Origin of the sequence: Anaerotruncus sp. DFI.9.16 (genome assembly GCF_024461615.1) — a bacterium.
GTDB classification, from domain to species: Bacteria; Bacillota; Clostridia; order Oscillospirales; family Ruminococcaceae; genus Anaerotruncus; species Anaerotruncus massiliensis.
The window spans coordinates 1-24833 of the sequence record NZ_JANFZX010000016.1 but is presented as its reverse complement, the minus strand read 5'-3'; the positions used below and the strand labels follow the sequence as shown (position 1 = coordinate 24833).

The window sequence follows — 24833 nt, the reverse complement described above, 5'->3', positions numbered from 1 at the left end:
CACTCACCTCCTCATTTGTTAATCATTTCGAGTGTAGCTACCTGTTACTAAAACCGGGATATATGTATCAAGCGATTGAGCTGCAAGTGTTCGATGTCGCCCATCACTCTGAAATACATAATAAGAACCTACCTGCGCAACCTGGACAGGATTATTGTAATAGCTACGAATGGTATCATCTAACACTGGGTTTTGTGAAAGCTCATCCAAAGACATTCCTGACTCAGTATTTTGACGAACATCTTGGATGTGCGAAGCTCGCCTTAGAATGTTTTCTCTCGACCATCCCTCTCGACCATTCCGTGTCCAAAATCCTTCCGGGTTCCCAAGTTCTCGGTCACTGAGATAAACTCCTTCAATATCCCTTGCTCTAACGTATACGAGTTCTGGATTTTCATTTCGAGAAAAGGTATAGTTCCCGTTCTCCCAATAATCTCGATATTCTTCATAGTGATTTCCACGGGAAAAATATCGTTCAGCTGATAGTCTGTCTTGAACAAATGCAAGATTAGAACCAAAGGTATTTGACTCAAAGGTGGTTGTATCTGCACTTGATGGTGTAACAGCAAAACTACTGGTCTGAGGTGTGCTTGCAGATATTCCATTTGTAGATCCTAGTTGAACACTTTCGTATTCACTAAGGCTCTTGGCGAGTAAAGCCACATATTTTTCTGCTTGAAGCATAATTACCAATATGTCATTGAGAGCCTTGTTGCAGTCTCTTACAACCACGCCCAACTCGTTGTATTTTTTATCTTGCCATCCAGCACCTAACTGTTCATATTTCATCTTTACAGATTTTTTGGTAGTTTCGATGGAGGAAATGGAATCCTGCATTTTTTTCAGCATTGCGAATAGCTGAACGGAGTCAGCATTTACCATACTCATTTCATCACCTCCTGGCAGCGGATTTTGTGAAGTGCAAAGCGGCGATGTGTCAGGAAAGTCTGACACATCACTGCTTCGGCAAGATTTAATTTAGAGAGGAAAGAAATTGTTCCAACTCAGCAGCGGTCGGTGCAATGTACGGTTTCATCTGGTAAGTATCCTTAACACCGTCTGTGAAGTATACGCTCCTTTCTTTTTTCGTTTTGTTGGTTCATTTTCGCCAGTGTGTTCGTGTCGTTTGCTGTGACGAGAACGCAACATAGACACAAAGAAAACACAAGGGCGAGCTTGCTCGTTTATATACCCTTGTGTTTTCGACTGGATATGTTAAGGTAACAAACAGTAAATGACACGTTACAGACTGCAAAATGTACCAACTGAAAAAAGAAAGAATACCGTTGTGTGCTTTATTTCTCGATCAGCTTTTCAAACATGAGGAAAGGTTTTTATAAAAAAAGAGTAGTTACCGTTTTTTGGTAACTACTCTTTTCCTTTTTTAAGGTTTAAAGTCCTGGAAGTTTAGGTGTTTTGGGTATTGGTGGTGTAGGTAGCTGCAAGCTTTCCAATTTTTGTTGAATTGCTTTAAATTCAGGGGTTTCTTGGTGTTGATTTTGAACCATTTTTTGCTCTATTCTCTCCAAAGTCGGTTGAATTTCTTTCCCTGATACTTTACGATTTAATTCTCTTTCTAAGGTCTCTTTCGGACTAATGGAAGGCGTTTCTAAACTTGAATAGAAGTTTCACTCCTTCTCTATTATAAAGCCTTATATCGCTAAATAAGCCCGTTTTATGAAGGGTTTCTAAGCTGAAATGAACGGGTTTACACCCGGCCTTGACCTCCGCCCGCTGTCCCGCTGAATGGGTGGACAAGGCGGCCAATCCCTCAAAGTGCTTGGACGCTCTCTTTCTGATTTTGGAGCGTTTCTTTTCTAAAAATTGAAATGGGCGGGAAGCCATTTTAGGGCTTTCCCGCCTTGATTACTTTTTAGCAAAGACGGGCGTGACTGTCAACGGCGGCGCATGAAATGCGCCGTTCATCTTGACCGTTGACTGGCTCGGCTGGCTTTGCTATCTTCCTGACAAATGGGAATGTCTAAGATAGTAAAGACGTCCCACATGCAACTCTTTCTTTTATTGCGGAAACCGTATCTTTAATTGTGAATGTAGTTGTGTCTATGACATTTGATTCATATATCCCCAAACCGGAAAATTGCTCCCACATTGTTTCCACTAATTCAATATTTGTTTTTCTATCTAATTTTGAGCGTTCCACAGCTCGCTTCATAGTTTCTTTTTTACTCGCTCTTAATACAATATAGTGTACCTCGTAATCTTCTTGGGCAAGAGCTTTCCATGGCTCCAAAAACCATGGCCCGACAATCCCATCTACAATTACATCATATCCGCCACGAGCATATCGCTTTGCAGCTTCTAAAAAGGCTTCAATGACAACCAGATTTTGCTTGTTGGATTCTGGCAAATGTGGTGGTATTGCGCCTTTGCTTAAGTAATGAAAAAAGTCATCGGTGTGCATATGCACTGATTTATCCATATCTGATTCCTTTGCGACAATTGACGCAGTTGTTGTTTTTCCTGTCCCCGGTGAGCCTGTAATCACAATAATTCTTCCTTGATTCATCTGTATTTTCCCTCACAATTTGAATTTATCACTTTGTTCCTGCCTGCTCAATCATCTTCTTCGCAAACTGGTTTTCCCTGACCCTGATTGCCCACCAAGTAAAAAAGCGGTTGGCGATTCAACCGCTTTTTTACTTGAACCAATTCTTCTAAATTATCATTTAAGCGATTCTCAAACTGTTTGTCAGTAAAATTGACTATATTTGCCATATTAAGCCACTTTCTCTTTATTCAAAACTTGTTTTGAGTAACGATTCATTGACCGCCAATACTCATGAACGGCTTGTAATTCTTCTAAAGAATAATCAAAAAGATTTACACGTTTTGCAAGCTTTAATTGGTTTAATAAATTGACTTCCAATAATTGAGAGTCATTTTTATTTAATTCATGGTTCAAAACATAGTTTAATACTCGATTATAAACGCTTGCCGATAATTCGTTAATGATCTCTATTTCAAATGTTTTTTCATACGTAACTGCCATTTCATTTTCACTCCTTTTAAAGTTTGTCAGGTAAATATTTCCGTATATATTCTTCTAAGGCTTGATCCATAACTTCTTTTACGTTTCCGCCATTCTTTGCTGTTTCGATTTTTATGATATGGTGCAAGTCAGCACGAACACGAACCGTCTTATCTCCCATTATATCTTTTTTTGCACTGATTGGTGTATCATTTCGTTTTGCTTTTTGTGCGCCTAAATTTCCCACAATCACTCACTTCTTTCTATTTCTTCTTATTCTTATTTTATCATCAACAATCACAAATCACAAGTGATTTGTGATTAATCACTTGTGATTTGTGATTCTATTCTTTTTCGTTTTCTAATTGAATGATTCGCTCAAGCATTTCAAAAAATACGTTCTCATACATGGATAAAACTTTTTTGTCATAGCCTTTGTGTTCTGTAATTCCGTTTTTAGACCAGGTACTTACTTTATTACTTCGCTTGATAATATTTTGGAAAACCAAGTTATCTTCTTTATGTTGCTTGTACAGTTCTTCCAGGTTTGATTTTATCGTTGCGCTGTCCGTATCAACTAAATAAGGAACAAAACCGATCATATCTAGTCCAGGGTTAAACTGTTCTTGTAAATCAATCAAATAGGAAATATAGTTTTGAATGTTGTTTGTACTTTCTTCTTCTGCTTGTAAAGGGATCATAACGTAATCACTTGCCACGATTGCATTATTTGTATAAACGCTTGGCGTTGGTACAGTATCAATAATAATGAGATCATAGTCACTTTTTAAAGGTGCTAAAAGAGTAGCAAGCAATCTACTTTCATTTTCAAAAGTCCATGAGCGAGTTAATTTTGGCAGTAACATCAAATCAAACGTGCCAGGGATCAAGTCTAAATTATCAGTCAAATGAACAATAGAAGAAGCCAAGTTTCCATTTTTCAGTCCTTCATAAAAATTAACACGTGGCAATTCTACCTTAAATGTTTTTGCTAAGTCTTTTGTCAATGTTGCTTGTAAGTCCTTATCGATCATTAAAACTTTTAAATTAAATTTGTCTGTCAAGTAAGCAAACATAGTCGATAATTTTGACTTTCCAACACCACCTTTAAAATAATTGTTTAAGATAACAATCGCTTCATTTTTACTGTTTAAAATACGTCTTAATTCTTCAAGTATTTTGAGTTCTTCCTTCTCCATAACTACGCCCCATTCTTTTTTTGTATAGTAATATTGTATCATTAGGAATCACAAATCACAAGTGATTTGTGATAAGTGATTTGTGATTAATATATAAAAGCCCTCTTTAAAGGGCTTTTATGCTTATTTTGAAAAAGAGATAAAATCAATATATCCCTTTTCTCCGATTTTTACAACGGCATTGTAGGACTTTCTATCTTTCGTTTTGATTCCTTTTACCAGGGTTTCTTTTCCCTCTAGTAATTCTTTTACATTTGTTTTGGTGAGTTTTTTCTTTCTAAAATGTTCAGCTAAAGCGAAGGTACATTCAGGATAATTTGAACAACCATAAAACGATTTTTTTAATACAATATTGTTGCCACACTTAGGACATTTTCCTACAAGGGGTCCCGAGCGCTTAGTGGGAATTTGTACCCCTTATCGATACAAATTCCCCGTAGGCGCTAGGGACCTCTTTAGCTCCTTGGAAGCTGTCAGTAGTATACCTAATAATTTATCTACATTCCCTTTAGTAACGTGTAACTTTCCAAATTTACAAAAGCGACTCATAGAATTATTTCCTCCCGTTAAATAATAGATAACTATTAAAAATAGACAATACTTGCTCATAAGTAACGGTACTTAAATTGTTTACTTTGGCGTGTTTCATTGCTTGATGAAACTGATTTTTAGTAAACAGTTGACGATATTCTCGATTGACCCATTTTGAAACAAAGTACGTATATAGCTTCCAATATTTATCTGGAACATCTGTGGTATGGCGGGTAAGTTTTATTAAGACACTGTTTACTTTTGGTTTAGGATGAAAGCATTCCGCTGGCAGCTTAAGCAATTGCTGAATCGAGACTTGAGTGTGCAAGAGCAACCCTAGTGTTCGGTGAATATCCAAGGTACGCTTGTAGAATCCTTCTTCAACAATCAGATAGATGTCAGACGCATGGCTTTCAAAAACCACTTTTTTAATAATTTGTGTGCTTAAATGGTAAGGAATACTCCCAACAATTTTATACCTCTGTTTGTTAGGGAATTGAAACTGTAGAATATCTTGGTGAATTAAAGTGACACGAGTATTCAGTTTTAATTTTTCTGACGATAAGTTGAATAGATGACTGTCTAATTCAATAGACGTTACCTGTTTACTTATTTTAGCCAGTTTCGTCGTTAAATGCCCTTTACCTGTTCCAATTTCGTAAACGGTATCGGTTTCTTTTAAATTCAATTGTTTTATTATTTGGTTGAGTACTTTTTCACTCGTTAAAAAGTTTTGAGAATATTTTATATTTTTGTTCATGTAATCACTCCTTCTTAATTACAAATTTTTAGCATCTAATTTAACTTCAATTCCTATTATACAAAATTTTAAGATACTGCACTATCAACACACTCTTAAGTTTGCTTCTAAGTCTTATTTCCATAACTTCTTTCATTTGGGAATAATTCAAGCTGGCGAATCATATAATGTGTACTTGGAATGTAATCAAAATAAAACAATAGTGCTAGATATAAACTCCATGGAATTGGGCGTGTCCGATTTTCGTAGGCACTATAAGTTTGTCGTGAAATACCAACAGCCGAAGCAATTTCTTCTTGTGATGCACCAACTTTTCCTCTGAGTGCGGGTAACTCAATCGCCAATTGAGTGGCCAAGTTCTCTTTCTCATCTTTACTAAAATTCCAAAACTGCTTATAAGCATCTCGCCCTACAAATTGAATCAATAAATCTCCTCCTGGGTATACTCTTTCGTAGAGTACATTACTCCACGAAAAAACACCGCCAAACACTGAAAACTCAGCATTATTTGACGGTGTTGACAATTTATTTGACGGCTAATAAATCAGAAAGCCGTTGCATATTTTCTCTTTTTAAATCCATGGATGGGTGTACATAGCGATTCATTGTAATATTCACGCTGGCATGACCCAATATTTCGCTGAGACTTTTTACATCGAATCCAAGCTCTATGCACCTTGTAGCAAATGTATGACGTAACGAGTGATAATTTGCGGAGGTGATTCCGCTGTTTTTCAATACCTTCTTAAAATGATTTTGCATGGTTCTTGGTTCTAATGGATTCTGATCGCTATTGGTTAGGATGTAGCCAGTAGAAGAAGCTTTGTGTGCTGTAAGAATAGTCATTAAGCCATGGGGTACTGGAATAGTACGGATGGAGCAAGCACTTTTTGGTGTGGTAACAACAATCCTTGTCTTGTATTCACTGTTGGTTCTATCTTGGATTCTCTGGAGCGTTTGATGCACGTGGATTGTGTAATCTGAGAATGAAACATCTTCCCATCGTAACGCACAAATTTCACCTACTCTGAGACCAGTGAATAAACATACTAATATACCAATATTGCAGGAATCAAGATTAGAATACAAGTATTGGCATAATTTTTCCTGTTCAGCACGACTCAAAACTCTCATTTCCTTCGTTTGACGTTTTATCTGTATAGATCGTGCGTCACAAGAAATGGCTTTCCCGTTTCGGGTGGCAAATTGTAAGACATTTCGAATTAGAGATAAAATATCTGAAACAGTTTTAGAGGAAAGTCCATTCTCCTTTAATCCACCAGAAACAAGGAAAAAATTACACTGCGTTTCAATAAACTCGTGTGTTATATCACGCAATTGTTTGCTTCCGAACACAGGAAGTATATACGAGCTGAGAAGATTCCTATATTTGTTGCTTGTAGATTCCTTCACTTTAGGACATATAGCTTGAAACCATTCCATAGCAACCTGTTCAAATTGATCTGAGCTAATTTCTGGATCGACAGTGACAGAATTACTCGTGCACGAACTTTGACTGATAAGTTTTGCCTTGACTTCTCGATATGACTTTGCATAAACATAACCGTAATTGGCTTTGCCTGTAGAAGATCGGGACTTAATGTATCTTCCTTCCCATCTGCCGTCTTTCCTTTTGTAAATATTTTCTCCTTTTCGTGCCATAAGGTACACCTCCTTCAATATGACTATAATTCTGACGGCAAATTGTGACTTTGGAACTTTCTAAGATGGATTTTTGTGCAAAACCTCGTGTTTTATGTCCCTAACATATTGACAAACAGTGCGACAATTTGTAAAATAAAGATATAAACTAAAAAAAACAGAGAAGAATGCGATTCGTGGAGTAATGTACTCTACGAATTTTTTATTTTAAAGAACCTCAAGATAGCTCATATTGTCGTCTTGGGGTTCTTTTCATTCTATCATTTAATGCAATCTGCCTATAAAATTTTATCATATTGCATTTATAAATGCAACTTGCACCCGATGTTGGTTGTTGAGATTTTTGGTACATTTTATAATGTATAGCAGAATCATACACAGCATGGAGGTGATTGAAACGCAACCGGAAATTGATTACGTTAAGATTGGTCAGCGCATTAGAGCTGCCCGACTGGAAAAGGGTTATAGTCAGGCTGATTTGGGTGCGTTGGTTGGTTGCTCGAACAATCATATGAGCCATGTTGAAGTTGGACAGACGAAAGTTTCTTTGGCAATGCTTCTAAAACTGGCATTCGTCTTGGAAAAGAACTTTGACTATTTTTTACTGGATACCCCATATGCAAAATGCGACAGCATCATTGATAATGAGATTGCTGCAAAACTGAAAAAGTGTAATGTAACAACATTGATAACCGTAGGAAAGTTGATTGATGTCTTGATTGACCAGCAAGAGATGATAAAAAAAGCGGAGCTTGATTGATATAATGAAAAAGAAGCCCATTGACGGTACAGAGTGAACTGCTATGGGGTTCTTTTTTGCAGCACAATATACTGATTCTTTAAGAAGCAAAAAGTCCACCAGTCATGATGCACTACGCATCGTACTGGTGGACTTTTTCTGTAAAGATATAAAAATAGATATTCATATATCGCCATAACCAATGTCGTTATCGTAGGCATGAAGATCTTCTTTCAGGAAATCTGCTTTACGAATATACATCGAATTTACCAGCTCTCCTTTTTCGTGGAGCAGGCTGAATTTGTAGTCTAATAATGCTGCCGGTACATAGAGCATTTTAGCCGTTTCAAAAAATGTGTGTTCCGAAAGGCATTCCAGGACTTTCCCATCTTCTAACAGAAGCTCCGCCGCAAAGAAGTTTGCTTCATTTTCTTCGATTGATCTATCATCAAAAACTTCCATTTCTTGAAAGCCGTGCATCATAGCGATTTTTGTATGCAGGACAGCGTGTCCTAATTCATGTGCGACTAATATACGCTCCAGGATACCGTTCACATTGTGATCTATCACGATATTCTTTTGTCTGGACTGGTAATAGAAGAAGCCCTTCAATTTCTTCTGTAAATCGTAATAGTGGATTTTGATACCTAACAGCTGACATAGCTCGTAAGGGTCTCTGGTGTGATATTTTCGCACAAGCTTATCGACAGTTTCAATGATATGCTCTGCCGTTTTCATTTGCTTCACCTCCGAATCGCACACAGAAAACATATTCTGTGCTTGAGGATTTTACTCTTTATCTTTATGCTTTCTGTATTTCTTCGGAGTGTACTTTTCCCGTGCTGTTTTCTTAGAGTCCATATAAACTGACATAATCGCCTGGAAGAATACATCTTTTGCGTCCTCGTCCAATTCTCCACCGGCAAACAGAGAATTTACACGACCCAACACTTCCTGAGCTTCTTTTGCTCCTTTTGAACCGAAGTTTTCCTTTGCCTCTAAAATAAACATATCCTGATCTATATGGCTCTGGCTATCCGTTTCAGATTCGTCCAAAAGATAGGACACAGAGATATGCAGTGCTTCAGCAAGTTTTCTGATGTTGCTTTTTCTGGGGAGTGTTCCGAGCTGCTCATAGGTGTAAAGGGATCTTTCGGAAATGCCGGTCATCTGGGCAAGCTCCGTTTGAGATAGGTTCATAGCCAAACGAGCTTCTTTAATTTTTTCTCCAAATGTCATGGTAGTATCCTTCCTTTCAAAAAATATTTATTCGTAACTTCCGATTATTTGTTGACAAACTTCTGGAAAATGCTATAATAAGAATCATAACAGAAGTTTTAATTCCACTTAATTATATATCGGAACTTTTATAAAGTCAAGAACTTCCGATTTCACTTCTGTTATTTTAATCAAATATCGGAAGTTATAGTCATTCTTGTCCCATGGTATTTGTTTCCCTTTAGCCAAGTGACAGGAGTTAGAAAGGAATTCTTATTTTATGGATTAGGCTGAAAGGAGATTCTGAATGAGCAGATATAATACACAGGTATTAAGCAGTATTCGAATGCTTTGCCGGATGCAGAACATTGACGAGAAGGTTCTGTATGAAAGAGCAAAGCTGATTTTATCCATATATCGAGAGGTGTGCTGGTCTACCATTGATCGTGCGAATGATGTATGTGATACCCTTATTTGTACTTACGGTGACAGCTTAGATGGTGCATTGATTTATCTGGAGAACTTTGCTCCGGATGAAGCGAGAGAACGATTTGAAGAACGCATTCGCAGCTTATTTGAGACAAAGTGGATCATTGAACTGGTAGATATGGCTATGTTGAAAATCAGAGAATATCCAGATAAAGGCGCTCTGTACTGTGAGATTATCTCAAAGGCATATCTCAACCGCTTCAAGTACAGGGAATCAGAAATGCTGGAGGTTTTGAATATGGAACGCAGCACCTACTATGACCGAAAGAAAGAAGCGATACTGTTATTTGGTCTGTCACTTTGGGGAACAGCCATTCCTAAATTGAAAGATTTCCTGGAAAGTGCCCGGGAGGAAGAAGCATTGTGTTATTGTGAATGCTAAGACAGGATTTTAGTCCGACTAAAATCCGATGAAAATACGACGGTTCCCCTACTGAAAGTCCGACTTGTCCAGTGTTAAAATGGCTATGCTGGGAGATAGCGGCATAAAATTGAATAGAGAGAGTTACGCCTCGTGCCTGTAATGGGTACGGGGCTTTTTTTATACCTGCCTATTTTCCCCCATAATTAACACAAAGGCATGAACGAGAGCTTGGAGTAATTTACTCCGGCTCTTTTTTTATGCCTGCAAGGAGGACAGGCAGATGGCAAAGGGTATTGAGAATCGGGCACGATCTCCTCCCGCTGTTTTTGATTTTGCAACTTCACAAATTCAAAAACACGGAGGAACGAAAATGTATTACGACTTGGTTGAAAGCGGAAAAAGAATTAAAGCCTTGAGAAAGGAACATGGGCTTACACAGGAACAGCTTGCGGAGCAGTTAGGTGTTGCCGCAAACACCATTGCACGAATTGAAACCGGCAACAGAGGTATCTCTATTGATTTGGCAATCGAACTGGTTGTGCGCTTTGAGACAACCCTTGATTACATATTTTTAGGTCGTGAATAACCTCAAAACTATACCTACGAGGCAATAAAAACTTGCATGAGGAACAGGTACAATTTAGATACAGCCAAAGAAAATCGGCTGCTTGATCCTTGAAAACTGAATACACAGTCATCGAATACGTTCCTGTTGCCGGTGCGAGAGCATCAGCCACATCAGCGGTACGCCGAGACGTATCGGATAGAGAAACAGAACGACTTTCTTCTATAAATTAAGCGCTTGTCTCTCTCCCGATGCCAGCGATCAATACTGGCTTGTAAATATTGGGTTGCTCCCAATACGGCCATGAAAGCAACAGGATTAAAGATACTTCTCTACGGAGCTGGCGGAGAACCCGGCAGAGGTTAGATTCCTATGGAACTGATTCGCAATCAGTCGTTCGGTGATTCCCTGAGGGCGTAAGCCCTCTTTCCCAGGGGTGCGTGGCAAATATGGGACACATAGACTTTTGGACTGACTGCCTGATTCCTTTCTGGCAGTCAGTTATTACATAGCCAACGAAAGGAGGTCATGGCACATGATGAAAGAAAATTGGGTATATTGCCGTGGTGATATTTATTGCGCCAAGCTGGACCCGGTAGTTGGGTCGGAACAAGGCGGCATCCGTCCGGTTATCGTCATTCAGAACGATACCGGTAATAAACACGCTCCCACATTGATTGTGGCAACGGTCACCACCAGAATCCATAAGAAAGCGAATATGCCGACGCACTTTGTTATTTACGACAATCCTGCATTCAAAGAAGCGTCCGTTGTTCAGCTGGAACAGATTCGTACCATTGATAAAAGCAGGATTGATAATTACTTAGGTAAGGTAACGCCCCGTGAAATGGTAGCGATTGAGAAAGCCTTATCTGTCAGCCTGGCAATGGAACAGCTGAAAAAGCGTTCCCCAAAACATAAAGCAAAGAGAGCGAAGGAGTGAACATAAATGTTTGAAGAAAGAATCGCTGCCATGAATCAGCGCACCGAAGAAGCGATGGCTGCTAACGCAGTTCAGTTTGATAAGAGAACCTATACGGTTGATGAGATTCAGGATATTCTGGGCATCAGCAGAACCAGCGCATACAACCTTGTGAAAAAGAAAGTTTTCCATAGCGTCCGCATCGGTGGCAGTATCAGAATCTCCAAAAAGAGTTTTGATGAGTGGTTGGATCATCAAATGTAAGATTTGTCAAGGGCGTCGTACAACCCGGCGACAAACTTCAAAACATATTGAGAGTTCGATAAAATGTAGCCATGACAAGAAACACATGGCTACATTTTTTACATAGGAGGTTGTACGATGGCGGAAATGAGAAAACGCACGAGTATGTCTGTTCTGGAAATGGGCAGGATGCTCGGTCTTGGTAAAACGGAGTCATACTGGCTCATTAAGAAGAATTACTTCAAAACCATTCTTGTCGGCAACACCATGAGGGTGATGATCGACAGCTTTGAAGAATGGTATGCCAATCAGTTCAAATACCAGAAGGTCGATGGAACCCCTCCCGGCGAGGAATTGAAGAAAACTACATATTCAATGGAGGAGCTTGGACAGCGCCTTGGGCTGAAAGAAGCGACTGCTTACGAACTGGTTGCCAAAGGGCATTTTGATGTGGTCGATGTCCTGGGCAAGCGCAGAGTGACAAAGGAGAGCTTTGAAAGATGGTATGCTTCTCAAACCGATTACCGCACGGTAGAGGATCAGGAACTGGATGCAGATATTATGGCATCCACCTACGGTCTGCCGGAAATGGCAAGAATGCTTGGGGTACATCGTCAGACCATTTACTATATCGTTGCCAATGAAGATTTTGAGCTTATCAAGGTTGGCAGGTATAAGCGAGCTACCAAAGAGAGCTTTGAAAAATGGTATCACAATCAGACCCGCTACCAGTTAGCGGAAGATAGACAGGAAAGGAGCTGATTACATGGCATCTATCGTTAAGAGAAAAAAGAAGTATTCTGTGGTTTATACATACACCGATGAGAACGGCAACAAGCGTCAGAAGTGGGAAACCTTTGAAACGAATGCCGAAGCAAAGAAAAGGAAGTTGCAGGTTGAATATGAGCAGGAGTCCGGAACCTTTATTCCCCCTTCTGCTAAAACCGTCAATGATCTTTTGGATGAGTATATGTCAATCTATGGTGTGAACACCTGGGCGATGTCTACCTATGAAAGCAGAAAGAGCCTGATTGCAAACTATATTCGTCCCCTCATCGGTGATATGAAGCTGGAGGATGTCACGCCGAGAATCATGGACAAGTATTACCGAGATTTGCTTTCTGTCAAAGCGGTTTCTTCTAAGTATGTAAAAGCCCGTACAGAATATCTGACTCCGCATACTGTCCGAGAGGTTCACAAGACATTGCGAAATGCTTTCAATCAAGCGGTCAAGTGGGAATTGATGACCAGAAACCCTGTGGAGCACGCTACGCTGCCGAAAGAAGAACACAAGACCAGGGATATCTGGACAGCAGAAGTGCTCCAGAAGGCTCTGGAAGCCTGTGACGATGATATTCTTCGTCTGGCTATTAACCTTGCCTTCTCCTGTTCCCTGCGAATGGGCGAGCTTCTGGGGCTTACCTGGGACTGTATTGACATTTCCCCCACCAGTATTGAACTTGGTCAGGCAAGCATCTTCGTTGAAAAGGAGTTGCAGAGAGTAAATCGTGAAGCGATGGCAGATCTGGACGGTAAGGACATCATGTTCAAGTTCCCACCGACCTTCGCCAGTACGCATACCGCATTGGTTCTCAAAACTCCTAAGACCAAAACAAGTGTCCGCAAGGTGTTCTTACCGAAAACCGTAGCGGAAATGTTGGTACAGCGAAAGGCTGACATCGAAGAACTGAAAGACCTTTTCGGTGACGAGTTCGTAGACTTCAATCTGGTTTTCTGTTCTTCCAATGGCAAGCCGATTGAGGGGCAGGTTATCAACCGTGCTTTCAATAAGCTGATTGAGGAGAAGGGACTGCCGAAAGTGGTTTTCCATAGTCTCCGACATTCCAGTATCACTTACAAGCTGAAGCTGAACGGCGGCGATATGAAATCCGTTCAAGGCGATTCCGGTCATGCACAGGTCAAGATGGTAGCGGATGTTTACTCCCATATCATCGACGATGACCGCAGACTGAACGCTGAAAGAATGGAAGCTGCGTTCTACTCAGGCAGACAGGCAACGCCTGAGCCGGTTCAACCAGCCGCAACGGAAAGCTCCGCTGATGATAAAGAACTTCTTCTGAAGCTTCTGCAAAATCCGGAAATGGCAGCACTCCTGAAGTCGCTGGCAAAAACATTATAGTAACTGCAAGGGCAGATCCTTTTACATAGCTACAATAGCTGTAAAAGGGTCTGCCCTTATTTTTTTGTTATGGAGGTCAACGAGTATGGATAGAATCTTTATGGACGAGTATTACGAGCATCTGAGAGCTGACAATATCGAGGCATTTTCCAAGGAAAGGAACGACGAATATGTTGGCAGAGCTGAGGAATACAAAGCAGCAAAGTCGGCATTGCTTGAAGGATTGGGACTTGAGCATTTGTTTGACCATAGCCATGAACTGACTCCGAAAGAGAAAGAAATATGGATGCTGTTCGATAGGGTTGATGTAGCAGAGCTTCTTGCAAGGGATGCTTTTGCCAAGGGTGCTTATATGCTCGGCGCTGAGGATAGAGAGATTATGCTGAAATAAAAAAAGACCTGCTTCGGCGGGTCTAAATTACATAGAATCATTGAGTCTGAAAAACCTTTGAAATTCTTAATAATTCTGGTTGAAAAATTCATTTTGAAATGATATATAAAACAGACTGAAATCTGTGTCTAAGGACACCCGCACCCTCACACGAGAATGAATAGGATTTCCTATCATTTCGCATCACGAGAAGTTACATAGTGACATTTACTTGCACTTGCAACGTCCACCAAAAATCGAAAGACTTGCTAATTTCGAGCCAATCGGACGGTGTAAAATCCCTCTGAATTAGCTATCACAGCGTAGTATCAGATGGGATTTGAAATGCTGAAAAACCTTGTATTTCCAAGCATTTTTAAGCATTAGATGCCACTTCCCGATGTCGTATCGGGTCTACTCCTAAGCGGTAGGTCGGAGGTTCGAATCCCCTCGGGCGCGCCAAAAAACCGAAGGCTTTGCCTTCGGTTTTTTTCATACTGACGTCCTTTATTCCGCCTTCGGCTCTAAAAACCTCCTGTCGCCTCCAAAGGGGAAAGCGGCAGATGCCGTTCGGCCTGCCGCCGGAGGCGAACTCCTTAAAAAGCGGTTTTATTGCATTGCCACTGGCTAGAAGCCGCGTTTCAGCCTTTGAAAGGAGGCCGTCCTGTCCTTTCACCGGTTCTGTTTTACAGGCGGTTAGCCAGTTCGAACATGGCGTTCACATCCAGCGCGCCGCCGGTCAGGACCTTCCCGGCCAAGCCGGGGATTTTCACCGCGCTGGATAGGATGATGTTTTTGATCGTCGAAGCGGATAAGGCGGGCATATACGCCTTCAGCAAGGCCGCCGCGCCGGCGACATGCGGCGCGGACATCGAAGTGCCGTTCTTGGGCGTATACCCGCCCTGCAGGTCCAGGCTGAGAATACCGGTTCCGGGCGCGGCGATATCCACGCTTTCAAATCCATAATTTGAAAACCGCGCCAGGGTGTGATACGGGTCTATGGACGCGACGGATAGGATGTTGCCGCTCGTGTAGGAGGCGGGATAGATGGGTACGGCGTCGTTATTTGTGCCGGAATTCCCCGCCGATGCAATAAACAATCCGCCGTACCGGTCGATCGCATCTTTCAATGCGCGCGAATAGGACCGGCCGCCCCAGCTGGCGTTGAGGATGGGGATCTCAAATTGATTCGCAAAATAGATCGCCGCAATGGCTGACGCGACGTCAAGGCCGAATTTCATGGAGACTGTCTTTACTTTCCAGCATACCCCGGCAATGCCGATCCCGTTGTTCCCCACGGCGCCTACGGTACCCGCGACATGGGTGCCGTGTCCGTTCAAGTCCATGGAATAGCGATCGTTTCCAGCGAAATTCCACCCGTTCTCCAGCTGCCCGTCCGGTGAGGCCCACATGTTTGCCCGGATGTCCGGATGCGTATGGTCTATGCCGGTGTCTATCACGCCGACCGCGACTTGATCGCTTCCCGTCGTATAGTTCCATGCCGCGGGCGCGTGAATGCTTTGCAGCCCCCACAGCCGGCTGTTCAGCGGGTCGTCGGGAATCAAGTGAAGGTCTTCCAGATAGTCCGGCTCCGCATACGCGACATGAGGATTGGCCGACAGCCGTTCGACCGCGTCGTCCACCGCGGCTCCATCCCTGCTTTTCAGATGGACCAGGATCAAATCCAACCCGCCGTCCTCGCCGTCCGTCCCGTTTGAACGAAATATGTACTCCGCTTTTTCATACGCAAGTTCGTTTAAAACCCGGCCGGCCGCATCCCCGGACGCGTTTGGTGAATCGGGATCGCGATGGATGGCAACAATGATTTTTCCCGCCTCGTATGGATTGTGAGAGTCAGCGCCAAATTGCACAACTATACGCCCCCTTTGCTGGTTTCATCCTATGAGCGGCCCCTTCCCTTTGTTACCGGCCAGGCGGATGGGATCGTCCCTTCCTCATAGGTGAAATTTCATCGTCCCGTTACGGTCTATTGCCCGTACACGAGGATCTTTACAAGATCCTTTTTCTTTGTCCCAACGCGGCCTTATGTAAAAAGGCGGCCAGTCTTCGGCTGGCCGCCTTTTCCTATTCGCTTCGGGCGGACCGCATCAGCCGCCCAGCTCTTCCGGCTCCAGTCCCTGCATCCGCAGGATCGCCAGCGCGTAGACGAGGAAGCTCTCGTCCAGGGTGGGCAGGCTGGTCCCCTCGTCGGGGCCGTGGCAGTCGCCCACAAAGTCCGGCTTGATTTCCTCCCCCGCCAGTCCCGGGCCGAAGCTCACCGCCCGCCGAAAGCACCGGGCGTAGGTGCCGCCGCCCCAGGCGTAGGCGGGGGCGGCGCTGCCGGTGACCTCCCTGTGCGCGTCCAGCAGCAGCCGGATCACCGGGTCCTCCTCCGGGATGAAGAAGGGCTCCGAGTAGTCGATCAGGGAAAACGCGGACCCCGCCGCGCCCGCCGCAGCCTCCAGGCGTTCCGCCAGCCCCGGGCCGGTGACGGCGGCGGGATAGCGGATGTTGATGTTCTGCCGGATGACGCCGTCCCGCATCCGGATCACCCCGCACACGCAGGTCAGAGCGCCCAGCGCATCGTCCTTACAGTCGACGCCCAGCCCCTGCCCATAGGGGGACAGGTGCAGCCGGTGCAGCAGTTCAAAGAAGGGGCGTTCGCCTTCGTCCGTCAGCCCTTCGGCCAACAGGAAGTCCACCAGCAGACCGATCGCGTTTTTCCCCCGCTCCGGCATGGCGCTGTGGGCCCCCACCCCGTGGGCGGTGATCCGCAGGAGGCCGTCCTCCGCCGCCGTCTCGATCCCCTCACGGCCCGAAGGCAGGCGGCCCCGGGATCTCACCAGGCAGACCGCCCGCTCGGGGATCATGTTGCTGGACTCCCCCGCCCGGATATCCACCACGTTCCCTTCGAGTTTCGGGGAGACGAACTCCCCCTGGAAAAGCCCCTTTTCACCGTTGCAGACCGGGAACAGCGCGTCGGAGGAGAGGCAGAAGAGGGGCTGGGACTGGGCCGCCAGATAGGGGCCCACGTCCCCCATGCCGGTCTCCTCGTTGCAGCCCATCAGCGTCCGCAGGGTGTAGCGAAGTTTGATCCCGCTCTCCCGGAAGAATTTGGCCAGATACATGCAGTAGACCAGCGGGCCCTTGTCGTCGTCCGTCCCCCTGCCGATCAGCCAGTCCCCCCGCCGCTCCATCCGGAAGGGGTCGAACGTCCAGCCCTCCCCGGCGGGCACCACGTCCAGATGAGCGATGGTGGCGATGTGCGCCTCCCGCTCCCCGGGCAGGTCGAACCAGCCCATGCAGCCCTCGTGTTCGTGAGGCTCAAAGCCCATCCGGGCGGCGATCTCCAGGGCGCGGTCCAGCGCCCGGCGGGGCCCCTCCCCGAAGGGTGCGCCCGGTGCGGGGCTCCCCTGCACGCTGGGGATGTCCACCAGCGCCCCGATGTCCGCGACGATGGCCTCCCGGTTTTTCCGCAGGAATTCCCGGGCTTTTTGAAGCAGTTCCGTTTCCTTCATCGTGATTCCCCCATGACGGAACGGATGCCCCCTGCGCAGGGGGCATCCGGATGTAAATGGTCTATTTGCCGGCCAGCAGGGCGGTCAGGTCGTTGAGATCCGCGCAGTCCTCGAGCTTCTCGACGCCGTCGGCGAATTTCGCCGCGTTTTCCGCGCCGATAAACTCCGCCGTCCGGGCGATGAAGAATTCCTTCTCCTCCGCCATCGTGAAGTTGTTGCGGGGATGTCCCTTGGGTCCGCGCAGCGTCTCGCTGAAGACCCGTCCGTCCTTGCAAACCACCTCCACCGTGGTTTCGGGGAAGGTGCCCTGCCAGAAGATCTCGAACATGTGCAGGCGGTTGGCCTGCGGGCCGAAGTATTCCACAATTCCGGAGAGCTCGTTGAGTTCCTTACTGGAGCGGCTCTCGAGGCTGTACCAGTCCTCCGACGGCTTTTTGCCGGTGAGGTAGCAGGCAAAGCAGTAGGGCAGGCTGTACTCCGCCTGGATGAGACCCATGGGCAGCGGGTTCTCGGCGCTGTAGATATCGATGATCGGGGAGACCCGCACCTTGGCGATGTCCGCGAGCGTCAGCTTTTCCCGGGTGCAGATGTTGTCCAGCCCGTCCAGCGGCGCCTGGACCCAGACGTTGGCGGGCCAGTGCTTCAGCAGCGTCTCGTTGATGTAGAAGGTCTTGCCCAGCTCCCTGTCCATCCAGTCCCAGTCGCACTTGTTGGAGACGTAGAGCCAGTAGCCGGTGTCCCCCTCCAGCCCGTCGGCGTAATATTCAAAGCCCTGCCGGGTGATCTCCGCGCTCTCCGCGCCGCTCCTGCCCGCGATGCCGTGGGCGTAGTGGTAGATGTCTCCGTCGCCGTCCTTGCCCATGAGGGTGGGCGCCTGATAGGCGGCCAGCGAGATGCAGGCTGCCATCTGGGCGGCGTCCAGGCCCAGCATCTTGCCCGCCGCGACGGCGGACGCGAAGATCTGCCAGTTCACCAGCCCCCAGCCCCGTCCCTGGGCGAGGTAGGTGTCGAAGTCGGGCTGGACCGCCATGGCGATCCGCTGGTAGACCTCGTAGGCCGCCACGATGGCGGTGATCACTTCCCTGCCTCCGGCGTGCTTCTGCTCGCCGTAGGCAAAGGAGGCCGGGATCGCCCCCGCCGAGGCGTGGCCGGTCCAGGTGCAGTCCTCCCAGTCGAGCACGTCGGCGGCGGTGCCGTTGGCATACACCGCGTCGGAGGGGCTGACCCGCACGCCCTTGGCGCCCCAGATGGTGGCGTCCGGGCCGCTGCGGCGGGCCGCCGCAACGGCGGCCGCGTTCACGGTGGGGCTCATGTTGCTGCTGGCGATGCTGACGGCGATGGTGTGCAGGATGATCTTCTTGGCCTGCTCCACGACGTCCGCGGGCAGTTCCTCGTATTTCAGTCCGGCGGCGTAGTCCGCAAGGATTCTGGTGTATTCTTTCATAGCTGTTTACCTCCTGATATTGTAATGTGACAGGCGTGCGGGCGCTTTACGCCTGCTCCGCCGTTTGGGCCTCTCCCACATATCCCTGAAAACCGGGGCGGGTCTCCACCCACAGGGGGTTCTTCCTGCTGGTGGCGACGAGGCCGAGGACCAACAGGACCGCCGAAAATCCGCCGAAGATGGCGAAGACGGTGTTGTAGGAGCCCACGATGTCATAGGTGAAGTTGAGCAGCGGGAAGCCGAGGGTGCTGCCGATCGTCCGGAAGACCACCGAGTAGCTCATGAACTTGGAGTACTCCTTGAAGCCGAACACCTCGCGCATGAAGACGGGCAGCACGGTGAAGAGGATGATCCCCAGCCCCATGGCAAGCCCGATGACCGGCCCCAGGAAGGACATCGACGGCGTGATGACGAGCAGGGAGGCGATGGCGAGCAGGTAGCCGCCCACGCAGAGGGTGGTGCCGATCCGCACGCCCCAGCGGTCCATCGCCCACCCGAGGGGCAGCAGGAAGACCACCGAGCCGATGCTGAACAGGCCGACCACGTCGCCCGAAAACACTGTGTCGAACCCGACCGTGCTCAGGTGCGCCGGCACCGCGTAGACCACCGGGTAGACGATGAGTCCGGTGATGAAGGTCCAGAAATAGGCGCAGTAGAGCTTGGGACTGCGCAGGGCGGACTTAAATTCCGCGCCGGGAAGCACGGACGCGTCCTCCTGCTCCCGGGCTTCCTCCCCGGCCTTGCCCTTGATCCCCCACGGCTGGAGCTTTTTGTCGGATGGGCGATCGCGGATGACGAGGAAGACCAGGATCGTCACCGCGAGGATCAGCCACATGGTGTAAAGCATCGAACTGCGCCAGCCGTCGTTTTCGATCCAGGAGGCGACCAGCTTCGAGGTGAAGAAGGCGCACAGGTTGCTGAAGGTGAACATCGCGCTGATGATGGTGGCGCCCTTGCGCGCGAACCAGTTGTTGACGATGTTGCCCACGCTGACCTGGCTGAACAGCGGCCAGATGAAGCCGGAGGCCGCGGAGGCCAGGAAGATCATCGGCAGGTTACCGGAGATCGCGTACAGGAGCGCCGCGATCGCCCCGGACAGCGCGCCCGCGGTGATGATATATCGAATTTTAAACTTTTTTTCAATCCTTGCATAGAGGAAATAAAGCACCGCCGACACGATCTCGTTGAAGGACTGCGTCAGGGAATAGGCCCCGCGCGAAATCCCCAGCTCCTCGGTGATCGGCACCATGTACAGGCCGAAGGCGTTGCTGAACAGGAATACTGCCGGCAGCGCGATGGCGTAGACCAGGATCACTAAAAACGCGTAATGGAACTTTTTATTGGACGTCTGTTCCATAAATACCCTCCTTTTTTCTTAAAAACATTGTAACAATCGGGAACGTTCCCAATTTTAAGCGAAACGAATTCCTTCCACACACCGCCCCCGGACGCGGGTCAGGACCCGGCCTTTTCCGCGCGGCGGAGGCTGCGGAATTTCTCCTGGAAATAGTAGGTGGCGTCGATCTCCGCCTGCGTGGGCGCCTTGCCGAACCTCTGCCCGATCAGGCACCCGGCCAGGCAGCAGGGCAGGCCGATCCAGATGGCGTCCAGCCCGTGGGGTCTGCCGAGGATGGTCCAGACGAGGGCCGCCAGTCCTCCCGCGACCATCCCGGTGATCGCGCCCTCGGTGTTCATCTTCTTGCTGAACCAGGCGAACAGGTAGGGAATCACCAGCGCGGCCGCGCAGATGGACATCACCACGTCCATCAGCTCCATGATCCCCTGGAACCAGAGGGAGAGGCCGATGCTGAAGACGGTGCAGAGGAGGATCCCCACGCGGCTCAGGAAGATGTCGTCCTTGTCGCTGATCTGTTTTCCCCTGGATTTCATGGCGTGCTGGATCAGGTCCTTTGAGATGATCATCCCCCCGGCGAAAAGGGTGGAGGAGGCGCAGGACATGATCGTGGAGAGCACGCCGTAGAGCAGCAGGAGCCCCACCACGGGACCCGCCTTCATCATGAGGGTGTAAAACACCATGTTGGGCTCCACACCCGGCCCGAGCAGCACCTTGGCCGCGGCGCCCACATAGCAGGGGATCGCCAGGATGGGGAGTACGAGGAAGGTCCCCAGATAGAGGCCGCGCTTCGCGGATTTCACGTTTTTGGCCGAGGCCACCCGCTGCAGGTCGTCCTGGTTGCCCACGATGACCAGCAGGCCCATCGTAATGCAGTAGTAGATCAGCTCCTTCACCCAGCCGAAGCCCTGGAAGAGGGAAAGCGCCTCCGGCTGCCCGGCCGCTTGGTAGTACTGCGCCACCGGCTGCCATCCCCCCAGGCTGAAGAGCACGAAGCCGAGGGCCAAAAAGGGACAGAGCGTCTGGAAGATCGACTGGATGAAGTTGGTGACCATGACGCTGAGGAAGCCGGAGATCGCCGTGTAGAACAGGATGATGACCGCCGATACCAGCACCCCGCGCAGATGGGACCACCCCAGGAAGGTGGTGAACAGGAACGCCAAGGCGTTGAACTGCAACCCCATCATCATGCAGTATTTCAGGGAGAATCCTATGCCCACGGGGTATTGGATGGCCCCGTCGTAGCCGGAAAAGCGCATTTGGTAGAACTCCGCGATGGTGAAGAGCTTCAACGCCTTCAGACGGCTGGCAAAAAAATAGATCCAGGGCAGGGTGACGAGGTAGAGGCTGGCGTAGCTCCACCAGCTGACCACGCCCCCCGTGTAGCTGGAGGCGCACAGGCCGATAAGGCCGGCGCTCCCCACCCACGCCCCGATGCTGACCGCCGCGATGACCGTGGAGCCAAAGCGGTTTGCCGCGAGGCCGAAGTCCGCGATCGACTTTGTGGCCTGCCCCCGCAGCACGATGCCGATGACGACCATCGCCACCATGTAAATTGCCATGGCTGCAACAAAAAAGGTAGTGCTCACTTCTACTCCTCCCGATTGCAAAGCGGGAACGTTCCCGTTTTGCGGCGCGGCCATTCCTCAAAATCGGCCGCAACACACTTCAAATCTGTCAGAAACTCACGGGTGGGCAGCGTTCCTGCCCACTGATTTGCGCATCTCCATCGAGTAGGACATCATCACGTCCCGGTACTCCAGCTCCTCATTCCGGATAACCTCCAGCATCAGCCTGGTGATGAGCACGCCGTAGTCGTAGTCGGATACGAAGACGGAGGTGATGAACCGTTCCTCGGCGTCGTCCCGCTTGATCGTGACAATCGAATAGTCCTCCGGGCACCGCAGTCCCTTCTCCCGGAAATAGAGCAGGATTGCGGTCGCGTGGCTCATCTCGTCGGCGAAGAGCGCGGTGTACTTCCCCTTCCGGAACGCCCGGTAGAGGCCGCTCAGGTACTCCTCCGTGAGCGTCCGCTCCATCGGCGACCGGTAAAAGGAGTCCTCGTCGTAGGGGATACCCGCCTGAAGGCAGGTGCTCTCCCACGCACGCATCCGGGCCCTGCGGAACTGCTCGTCCTGCGGCTCGAAGCCCACGGTCGTCAGAATCCGCCGGTGGCCGTTCATCACCAGGAGATGATAGAGGTCGCAGCTGTAGTAGTAATTGCCGTGGTAGACCCGGAAGCCGCGGTTCATCTGCAGCCGCTCACCGCCGTACACCACGTTGCGAAACTGGTTGGCGGCCTGCTGCACCTCCGGCAGGTCGTCCCAGCCCAGGGTGATCAGTCCCTGGATTCGCTGGTCCCGCAGATAGCGCACATACTTGGGCACATACCCGGGGGCCGGGCTCTGCTGGAGCAGGTCGTGGACGATGAGCAGGTCGCAGTCGTTTTCCCCCAGCGTGTCCAGGATGCCGGCGATACGCCGGGATATGGAGGGGTGGCTGAACATGCTGCTGCCCAGCGAGAGGATGCCCACCACCGTGTTATGTACGCCCCGCAGGCCCCTGGCCATGTAGTTGGGGGAATACCCCATCTCCCGCATGGTGTCCTCCACGATCTTCCGGGTTTTGGGGCTCACCGAGCCTCCGTTGATCACTCTGGAAATGGTGCTTTTGGAGACCCCGGCCTTTTTGGCGATATCCAGTATTGAAAACTCCATAACCACCCCTTCATTTCCAAAGTTATAAGGGAACGTTCCCAATCCGTATTATAAAATCGTTCGTTTGGGAAGTCAAGACGTTTTTTACGAATCATCACTTGAGACAAATCTTTCTTCTCAAACTTGGGCAAACTACCCACCTTCCCCGGTATGTGTTTCCAAAATTTACCGTTAATTTACGCGCTCCGCGTCCAAGCTTGCCCGGCGGGCGGCAATCGGTTATAATGGGAGAAAACCCGCGCGCGGCGCGCCTTCTGAAAGGAGCAGTCATGAACACAAACCGGAACATCGATCACGGCCGCGCGTTCGACTGGGGGCGCGCCTCCGCCGACTATGCGAAATACCGGGACATCTACCCGCCCGAATTTTACCGGCGGCTGCTCGACATGGGGCTCTGCACCAAGGGGCAGGCCGTCCTGGACCTCGGGACCGGAACGGGGGTGCTGCCCAGGAACCTCTGCCGCTACGGCGCCTCCTTCGTGGGGACCGACATCTCGGAGGAACAGATCGCGCAGGCCCGGCGGCTGGCGGAGGAGGCGGGCTTGGAGATCGCCTTCCGGTGCCTCCCGGCGGAGGAGACTGACTTTCCGGACGGCAGCTTCGACGTGGTGACGGCCTGCCAGTGCTTCTTTTACTTCGACCACGCCCTGCTCGCCCCGCGGCTCAGCCGGATCCTGAAGCGCCCGGGGCGGCTCGCGGCGCTCTATATGGCGTGGCTGCCCGGCGAGGACCCGATCGCCGCGAAGAGCGAGGAGCTCGTGCAAAGGTACAACCCCGGCTGGACCGGCGGCGGCGAGACCCGGCATCCGATCGCCGTGCCGGACGCCTACGAAGCCGGTTTCGAGATAGAGCGGCAGGAGGTCTTCGACCTGCGGGTGCCCTTCACCCGGGAGGGGTGGAACGGACGGATGAAGGCCTGCCGGGGGATCGGGGCCTCCCTGCCCGCGGAGGAGATCGCGCGCTTTGACCGGGAACACCTCGCGCTGCTCGAACGGATCGCGCCGCCGCGCTTTGAAATCCTGCACTATGCGGCGGTCACGGTTTTGAGGACAAAGGAAACAGGCGCGTCCGCGCCGCAATGAAAATGGAGGAACCGTCTATGGCATGGAAGGACACCTATCCCAAGGACCGCGCCCCCTCGGCGGAGGAGATCGACGCCTGCGTGGGAAGCCCGCTCTGGGGGGCCCTCTGCCGCACGGTTGAGGAAACCTACGGCGCCGCCCCCAGGATCGAGTACAGCTGCTGCTCAATGGCGCCGGGCTGGAACGTCAAATACAAAAAGGGCGGCCGGGCGCTCTGCACCCTCTATCCGAACGAGGGGTATTTCTCCTGTATGGTGGTGGTCGGGGAACGGGTCCTGCCCGAGGCGGAGCTGCTGGTCACCGCCTGCGACCCCTACACGCAGGAGCTCTTTCGGAACACGAAGGTCTCGATGGGCGGCAAATGGCTCTATATCGACGTGAAGAGCGAGCCGGTCCTGCGGGACACCCTGCGGTTCATCTCCCTGCGCGCCGCCGGGAAATAAACGAAGCGGGGCTTTCCCGTTTTGCCTATAAAAAAGGGGGGGGGGGGGGGGGGGGGGGGGGGGGGGGGGGGGGGGGGGGGGGGG

At 49.2% G+C, this 24833-nt stretch carries 26 protein-coding genes and 4 pseudogenes; 10 read left to right on the top strand and 20 right to left on the bottom strand.

Features of this window, described 5'->3' with window-relative positions:
- Positions 1 to 18: 18 nt before the first annotated feature.
- The 12 genes and pseudogenes from NE609_RS08390 to NE609_RS08345 all read right to left on the bottom strand — a co-directional run bounded on the left by NE609_RS08390 (position 19) and on the right by NE609_RS08345 (position 7141).
- Positions 19 to 888, bottom strand: a complete 870-nt coding sequence (locus NE609_RS08390; RefSeq protein ID WP_002578944.1) for a hypothetical protein — start codon at positions 886 to 888, stop codon at positions 19 to 21.
- A 503-nt stretch (positions 889 to 1391) separates the two neighbouring features.
- Positions 1392 to 1695: pseudogene (locus NE609_RS17810) on the bottom strand (toxin zeta); the annotation flags it as partial.
- Positions 1696 to 1981: 286 nt separating this feature from the next.
- Positions 1982 to 2527 (bottom strand): AAA family ATPase, encoded by a 546-nt coding sequence (locus tag NE609_RS08385; protein WP_002304402.1) that lies wholly within the window; start codon positions 2525 to 2527, stop codon positions 1982 to 1984.
- A gap of 60 nt (positions 2528 to 2587) precedes the next feature.
- A pseudogene (locus tag NE609_RS08380) lies at positions 2588 to 2736 on the bottom strand (zeta toxin family protein); the annotation flags it as partial.
- A gap of 1 nt (position 2737) precedes the next feature.
- On the bottom strand, positions 2738 to 3010 hold the full coding sequence (locus NE609_RS08375) for an antitoxin (RefSeq protein WP_000301765.1): 273 nt from the start codon (positions 3008 to 3010) through the stop codon (positions 2738 to 2740).
- Between the two features lie 16 nt (positions 3011 to 3026).
- Positions 3027 to 3242, bottom strand: a complete 216-nt coding sequence (locus NE609_RS08370) for a peptide-binding protein (RefSeq protein ID WP_001835296.1) — start codon at positions 3240 to 3242, stop codon at positions 3027 to 3029.
- A 91-nt stretch (positions 3243 to 3333) separates the two neighbouring features.
- Positions 3334 to 4230, bottom strand: coding sequence for a ParA family protein (locus tag NE609_RS08365; protein WP_002304405.1), 897 nt, complete (start codon positions 4228 to 4230; stop codon positions 3334 to 3336).
- 81 nt (positions 4231 to 4311) lie between these two features.
- Positions 4312 to 4572: pseudogene (locus tag NE609_RS08360) on the bottom strand (topoisomerase DNA-binding C4 zinc finger domain-containing protein); the annotation flags it as partial.
- A 169-nt stretch (positions 4573 to 4741) separates the two neighbouring features.
- Entirely contained in the window at positions 4742 to 5479 is a 738-nt protein-coding gene (gene erm(B), locus NE609_RS08355) for a 23S rRNA (adenine(2058)-N(6))-methyltransferase Erm(B) (protein WP_002292226.1), read from the bottom strand.
- A gap of 46 nt (positions 5480 to 5525) precedes the next feature.
- Positions 5526 to 5627: pseudogene (locus tag NE609_RS17635) on the bottom strand (peptide-binding protein); the annotation flags it as partial.
- Positions 5587 to 5970, bottom strand: a complete 384-nt coding sequence (locus NE609_RS17805) for a helix-turn-helix transcriptional regulator (protein ID WP_099323097.1) — start codon at positions 5968 to 5970, stop codon at positions 5587 to 5589. The pseudogene NE609_RS17635 and the gene NE609_RS17805, both read right to left, overlap by 41 nt.
- Positions 5971 to 6004: 34 nt before the next feature.
- The gene (locus NE609_RS08345) at positions 6005 to 7141 is read right to left on the bottom strand and encodes a site-specific integrase (protein WP_002304408.1); all 1137 of its coding nucleotides are present in this window, start codon (positions 7139 to 7141) and stop codon (positions 6005 to 6007) included.
- A 382-nt stretch (positions 7142 to 7523) separates the two neighbouring features.
- Here NE609_RS08345 and NE609_RS08340 point away from each other — a divergent pair, with 382 nt between their 5' ends.
- Positions 7524 to 7901 carry a helix-turn-helix domain-containing protein gene (locus NE609_RS08340; protein WP_002578940.1) on the top strand — a complete coding sequence of 126 codons (378 nt, stop codon included), beginning with the start codon at positions 7524 to 7526 and terminating at the stop codon, positions 7899 to 7901.
- 162 nt (positions 7902 to 8063) lie between these two features.
- On the opposite strand, the gene NE609_RS08335 is transcribed toward NE609_RS08340, so the two are convergent.
- Together NE609_RS08335 and NE609_RS08330 are read right to left on the bottom strand one after the other, a co-directional pair.
- Positions 8064 to 8618, bottom strand: coding sequence for an ImmA/IrrE family metallo-endopeptidase (locus tag NE609_RS08335; protein ID WP_002304410.1), 555 nt, complete (start codon positions 8616 to 8618; stop codon positions 8064 to 8066).
- Between the two features lie 51 nt (positions 8619 to 8669).
- Complete coding sequence (locus NE609_RS08330; RefSeq protein WP_002304411.1) at positions 8670 to 9119, bottom strand: helix-turn-helix domain-containing protein; 450 nt, start codon at positions 9117 to 9119, stop codon at positions 8670 to 8672.
- Between the two features lie 286 nt (positions 9120 to 9405).
- Here NE609_RS08330 and NE609_RS08325 point away from each other — a divergent pair, with 286 nt between their 5' ends.
- The 7 genes from NE609_RS08325 to NE609_RS08295 all read left to right on the top strand — a co-directional run bounded on the left by NE609_RS08325 (position 9406) and on the right by NE609_RS08295 (position 14212).
- The gene (locus tag NE609_RS08325) at positions 9406 to 9969 is read left to right on the top strand and encodes a hypothetical protein (protein ID WP_002304412.1); all 564 of its coding nucleotides are present in this window, start codon (positions 9406 to 9408) and stop codon (positions 9967 to 9969) included.
- A gap of 262 nt (positions 9970 to 10231) precedes the next feature.
- Complete coding sequence (locus tag NE609_RS08320; RefSeq protein ID WP_002304413.1) at positions 10232 to 10537, top strand: helix-turn-helix transcriptional regulator; 306 nt, start codon at positions 10232 to 10234, stop codon at positions 10535 to 10537.
- A 514-nt stretch (positions 10538 to 11051) separates the two neighbouring features.
- A complete protein-coding gene (locus tag NE609_RS08315; RefSeq protein WP_002578938.1) occupies positions 11052 to 11459 on the top strand; it encodes a type II toxin-antitoxin system PemK/MazF family toxin in 408 nt (135 codons plus the stop codon).
- Between the two features lie 6 nt (positions 11460 to 11465).
- Positions 11466 to 11702 (top strand): helix-turn-helix domain-containing protein, encoded by a 237-nt coding sequence (locus NE609_RS08310; protein WP_002304418.1) that lies wholly within the window; start codon positions 11466 to 11468, stop codon positions 11700 to 11702.
- Positions 11703 to 11819: 117 nt separating this feature from the next.
- On the top strand, positions 11820 to 12443 hold the full coding sequence (locus tag NE609_RS08305) for a helix-turn-helix domain-containing protein (protein WP_002304420.1): 624 nt from the start codon (positions 11820 to 11822) through the stop codon (positions 12441 to 12443).
- A 4-nt stretch (positions 12444 to 12447) separates the two neighbouring features.
- The gene (xerC, locus tag NE609_RS08300) at positions 12448 to 13821 is read left to right on the top strand and encodes a tyrosine recombinase XerC (protein ID WP_002304423.1); all 1374 of its coding nucleotides are present in this window, start codon (positions 12448 to 12450) and stop codon (positions 13819 to 13821) included.
- Between the two features lie 85 nt (positions 13822 to 13906).
- Positions 13907 to 14212, top strand: coding sequence for a hypothetical protein (locus NE609_RS08295; protein WP_002304425.1), 306 nt, complete (start codon positions 13907 to 13909; stop codon positions 14210 to 14212).
- Between the two features lie 665 nt (positions 14213 to 14877).
- Here NE609_RS08295 and NE609_RS08290 read toward each other — a convergent pair.
- The 6 genes from NE609_RS08290 to NE609_RS08265 form a co-directional block, all read right to left on the bottom strand.
- Positions 14878 to 16062, bottom strand: coding sequence for a S8 family peptidase (locus NE609_RS08290; protein WP_256152272.1), 1185 nt, complete (start codon positions 16060 to 16062; stop codon positions 14878 to 14880).
- A gap of 237 nt (positions 16063 to 16299) precedes the next feature.
- Positions 16300 to 17709, bottom strand: coding sequence for a Sapep family Mn(2+)-dependent dipeptidase (locus NE609_RS08285; RefSeq protein ID WP_256152271.1), 1410 nt, complete (start codon positions 17707 to 17709; stop codon positions 16300 to 16302).
- Positions 17710 to 17770: 61 nt separating this feature from the next.
- Entirely contained in the window at positions 17771 to 19153 is a 1383-nt protein-coding gene (locus NE609_RS08280; RefSeq protein WP_121587157.1) for an MmgE/PrpD family protein, read from the bottom strand.
- A 46-nt stretch (positions 19154 to 19199) separates the two neighbouring features.
- Positions 19200 to 20510, bottom strand: a complete 1311-nt coding sequence (locus NE609_RS08275; protein WP_121587158.1) for an MFS transporter — start codon at positions 20508 to 20510, stop codon at positions 19200 to 19202.
- A gap of 98 nt (positions 20511 to 20608) precedes the next feature.
- Positions 20609 to 22096, bottom strand: coding sequence for a sodium:solute symporter family protein (locus NE609_RS08270; RefSeq protein WP_256152270.1), 1488 nt, complete (start codon positions 22094 to 22096; stop codon positions 20609 to 20611).
- Between the two features lie 96 nt (positions 22097 to 22192).
- Entirely contained in the window at positions 22193 to 23224 is a 1032-nt protein-coding gene (locus tag NE609_RS08265) for a LacI family DNA-binding transcriptional regulator (RefSeq protein WP_121587160.1), read from the bottom strand.
- Positions 23225 to 23493: 269 nt separating this feature from the next.
- Between NE609_RS08265 and NE609_RS08260 the strand changes: the two genes are divergently transcribed.
- Together NE609_RS08260 and NE609_RS08255 are read left to right on the top strand one after the other, a co-directional pair.
- Positions 23494 to 24306 (top strand): class I SAM-dependent methyltransferase, encoded by an 813-nt coding sequence (locus tag NE609_RS08260; RefSeq protein ID WP_256152269.1) that lies wholly within the window; start codon positions 23494 to 23496, stop codon positions 24304 to 24306.
- A 17-nt stretch (positions 24307 to 24323) separates the two neighbouring features.
- Positions 24324 to 24749 (top strand): DUF3788 domain-containing protein, encoded by a 426-nt coding sequence (locus NE609_RS08255; protein WP_256152268.1) that lies wholly within the window; start codon positions 24324 to 24326, stop codon positions 24747 to 24749.
- Positions 24750 to 24833 lie beyond the last annotated feature (84 nt).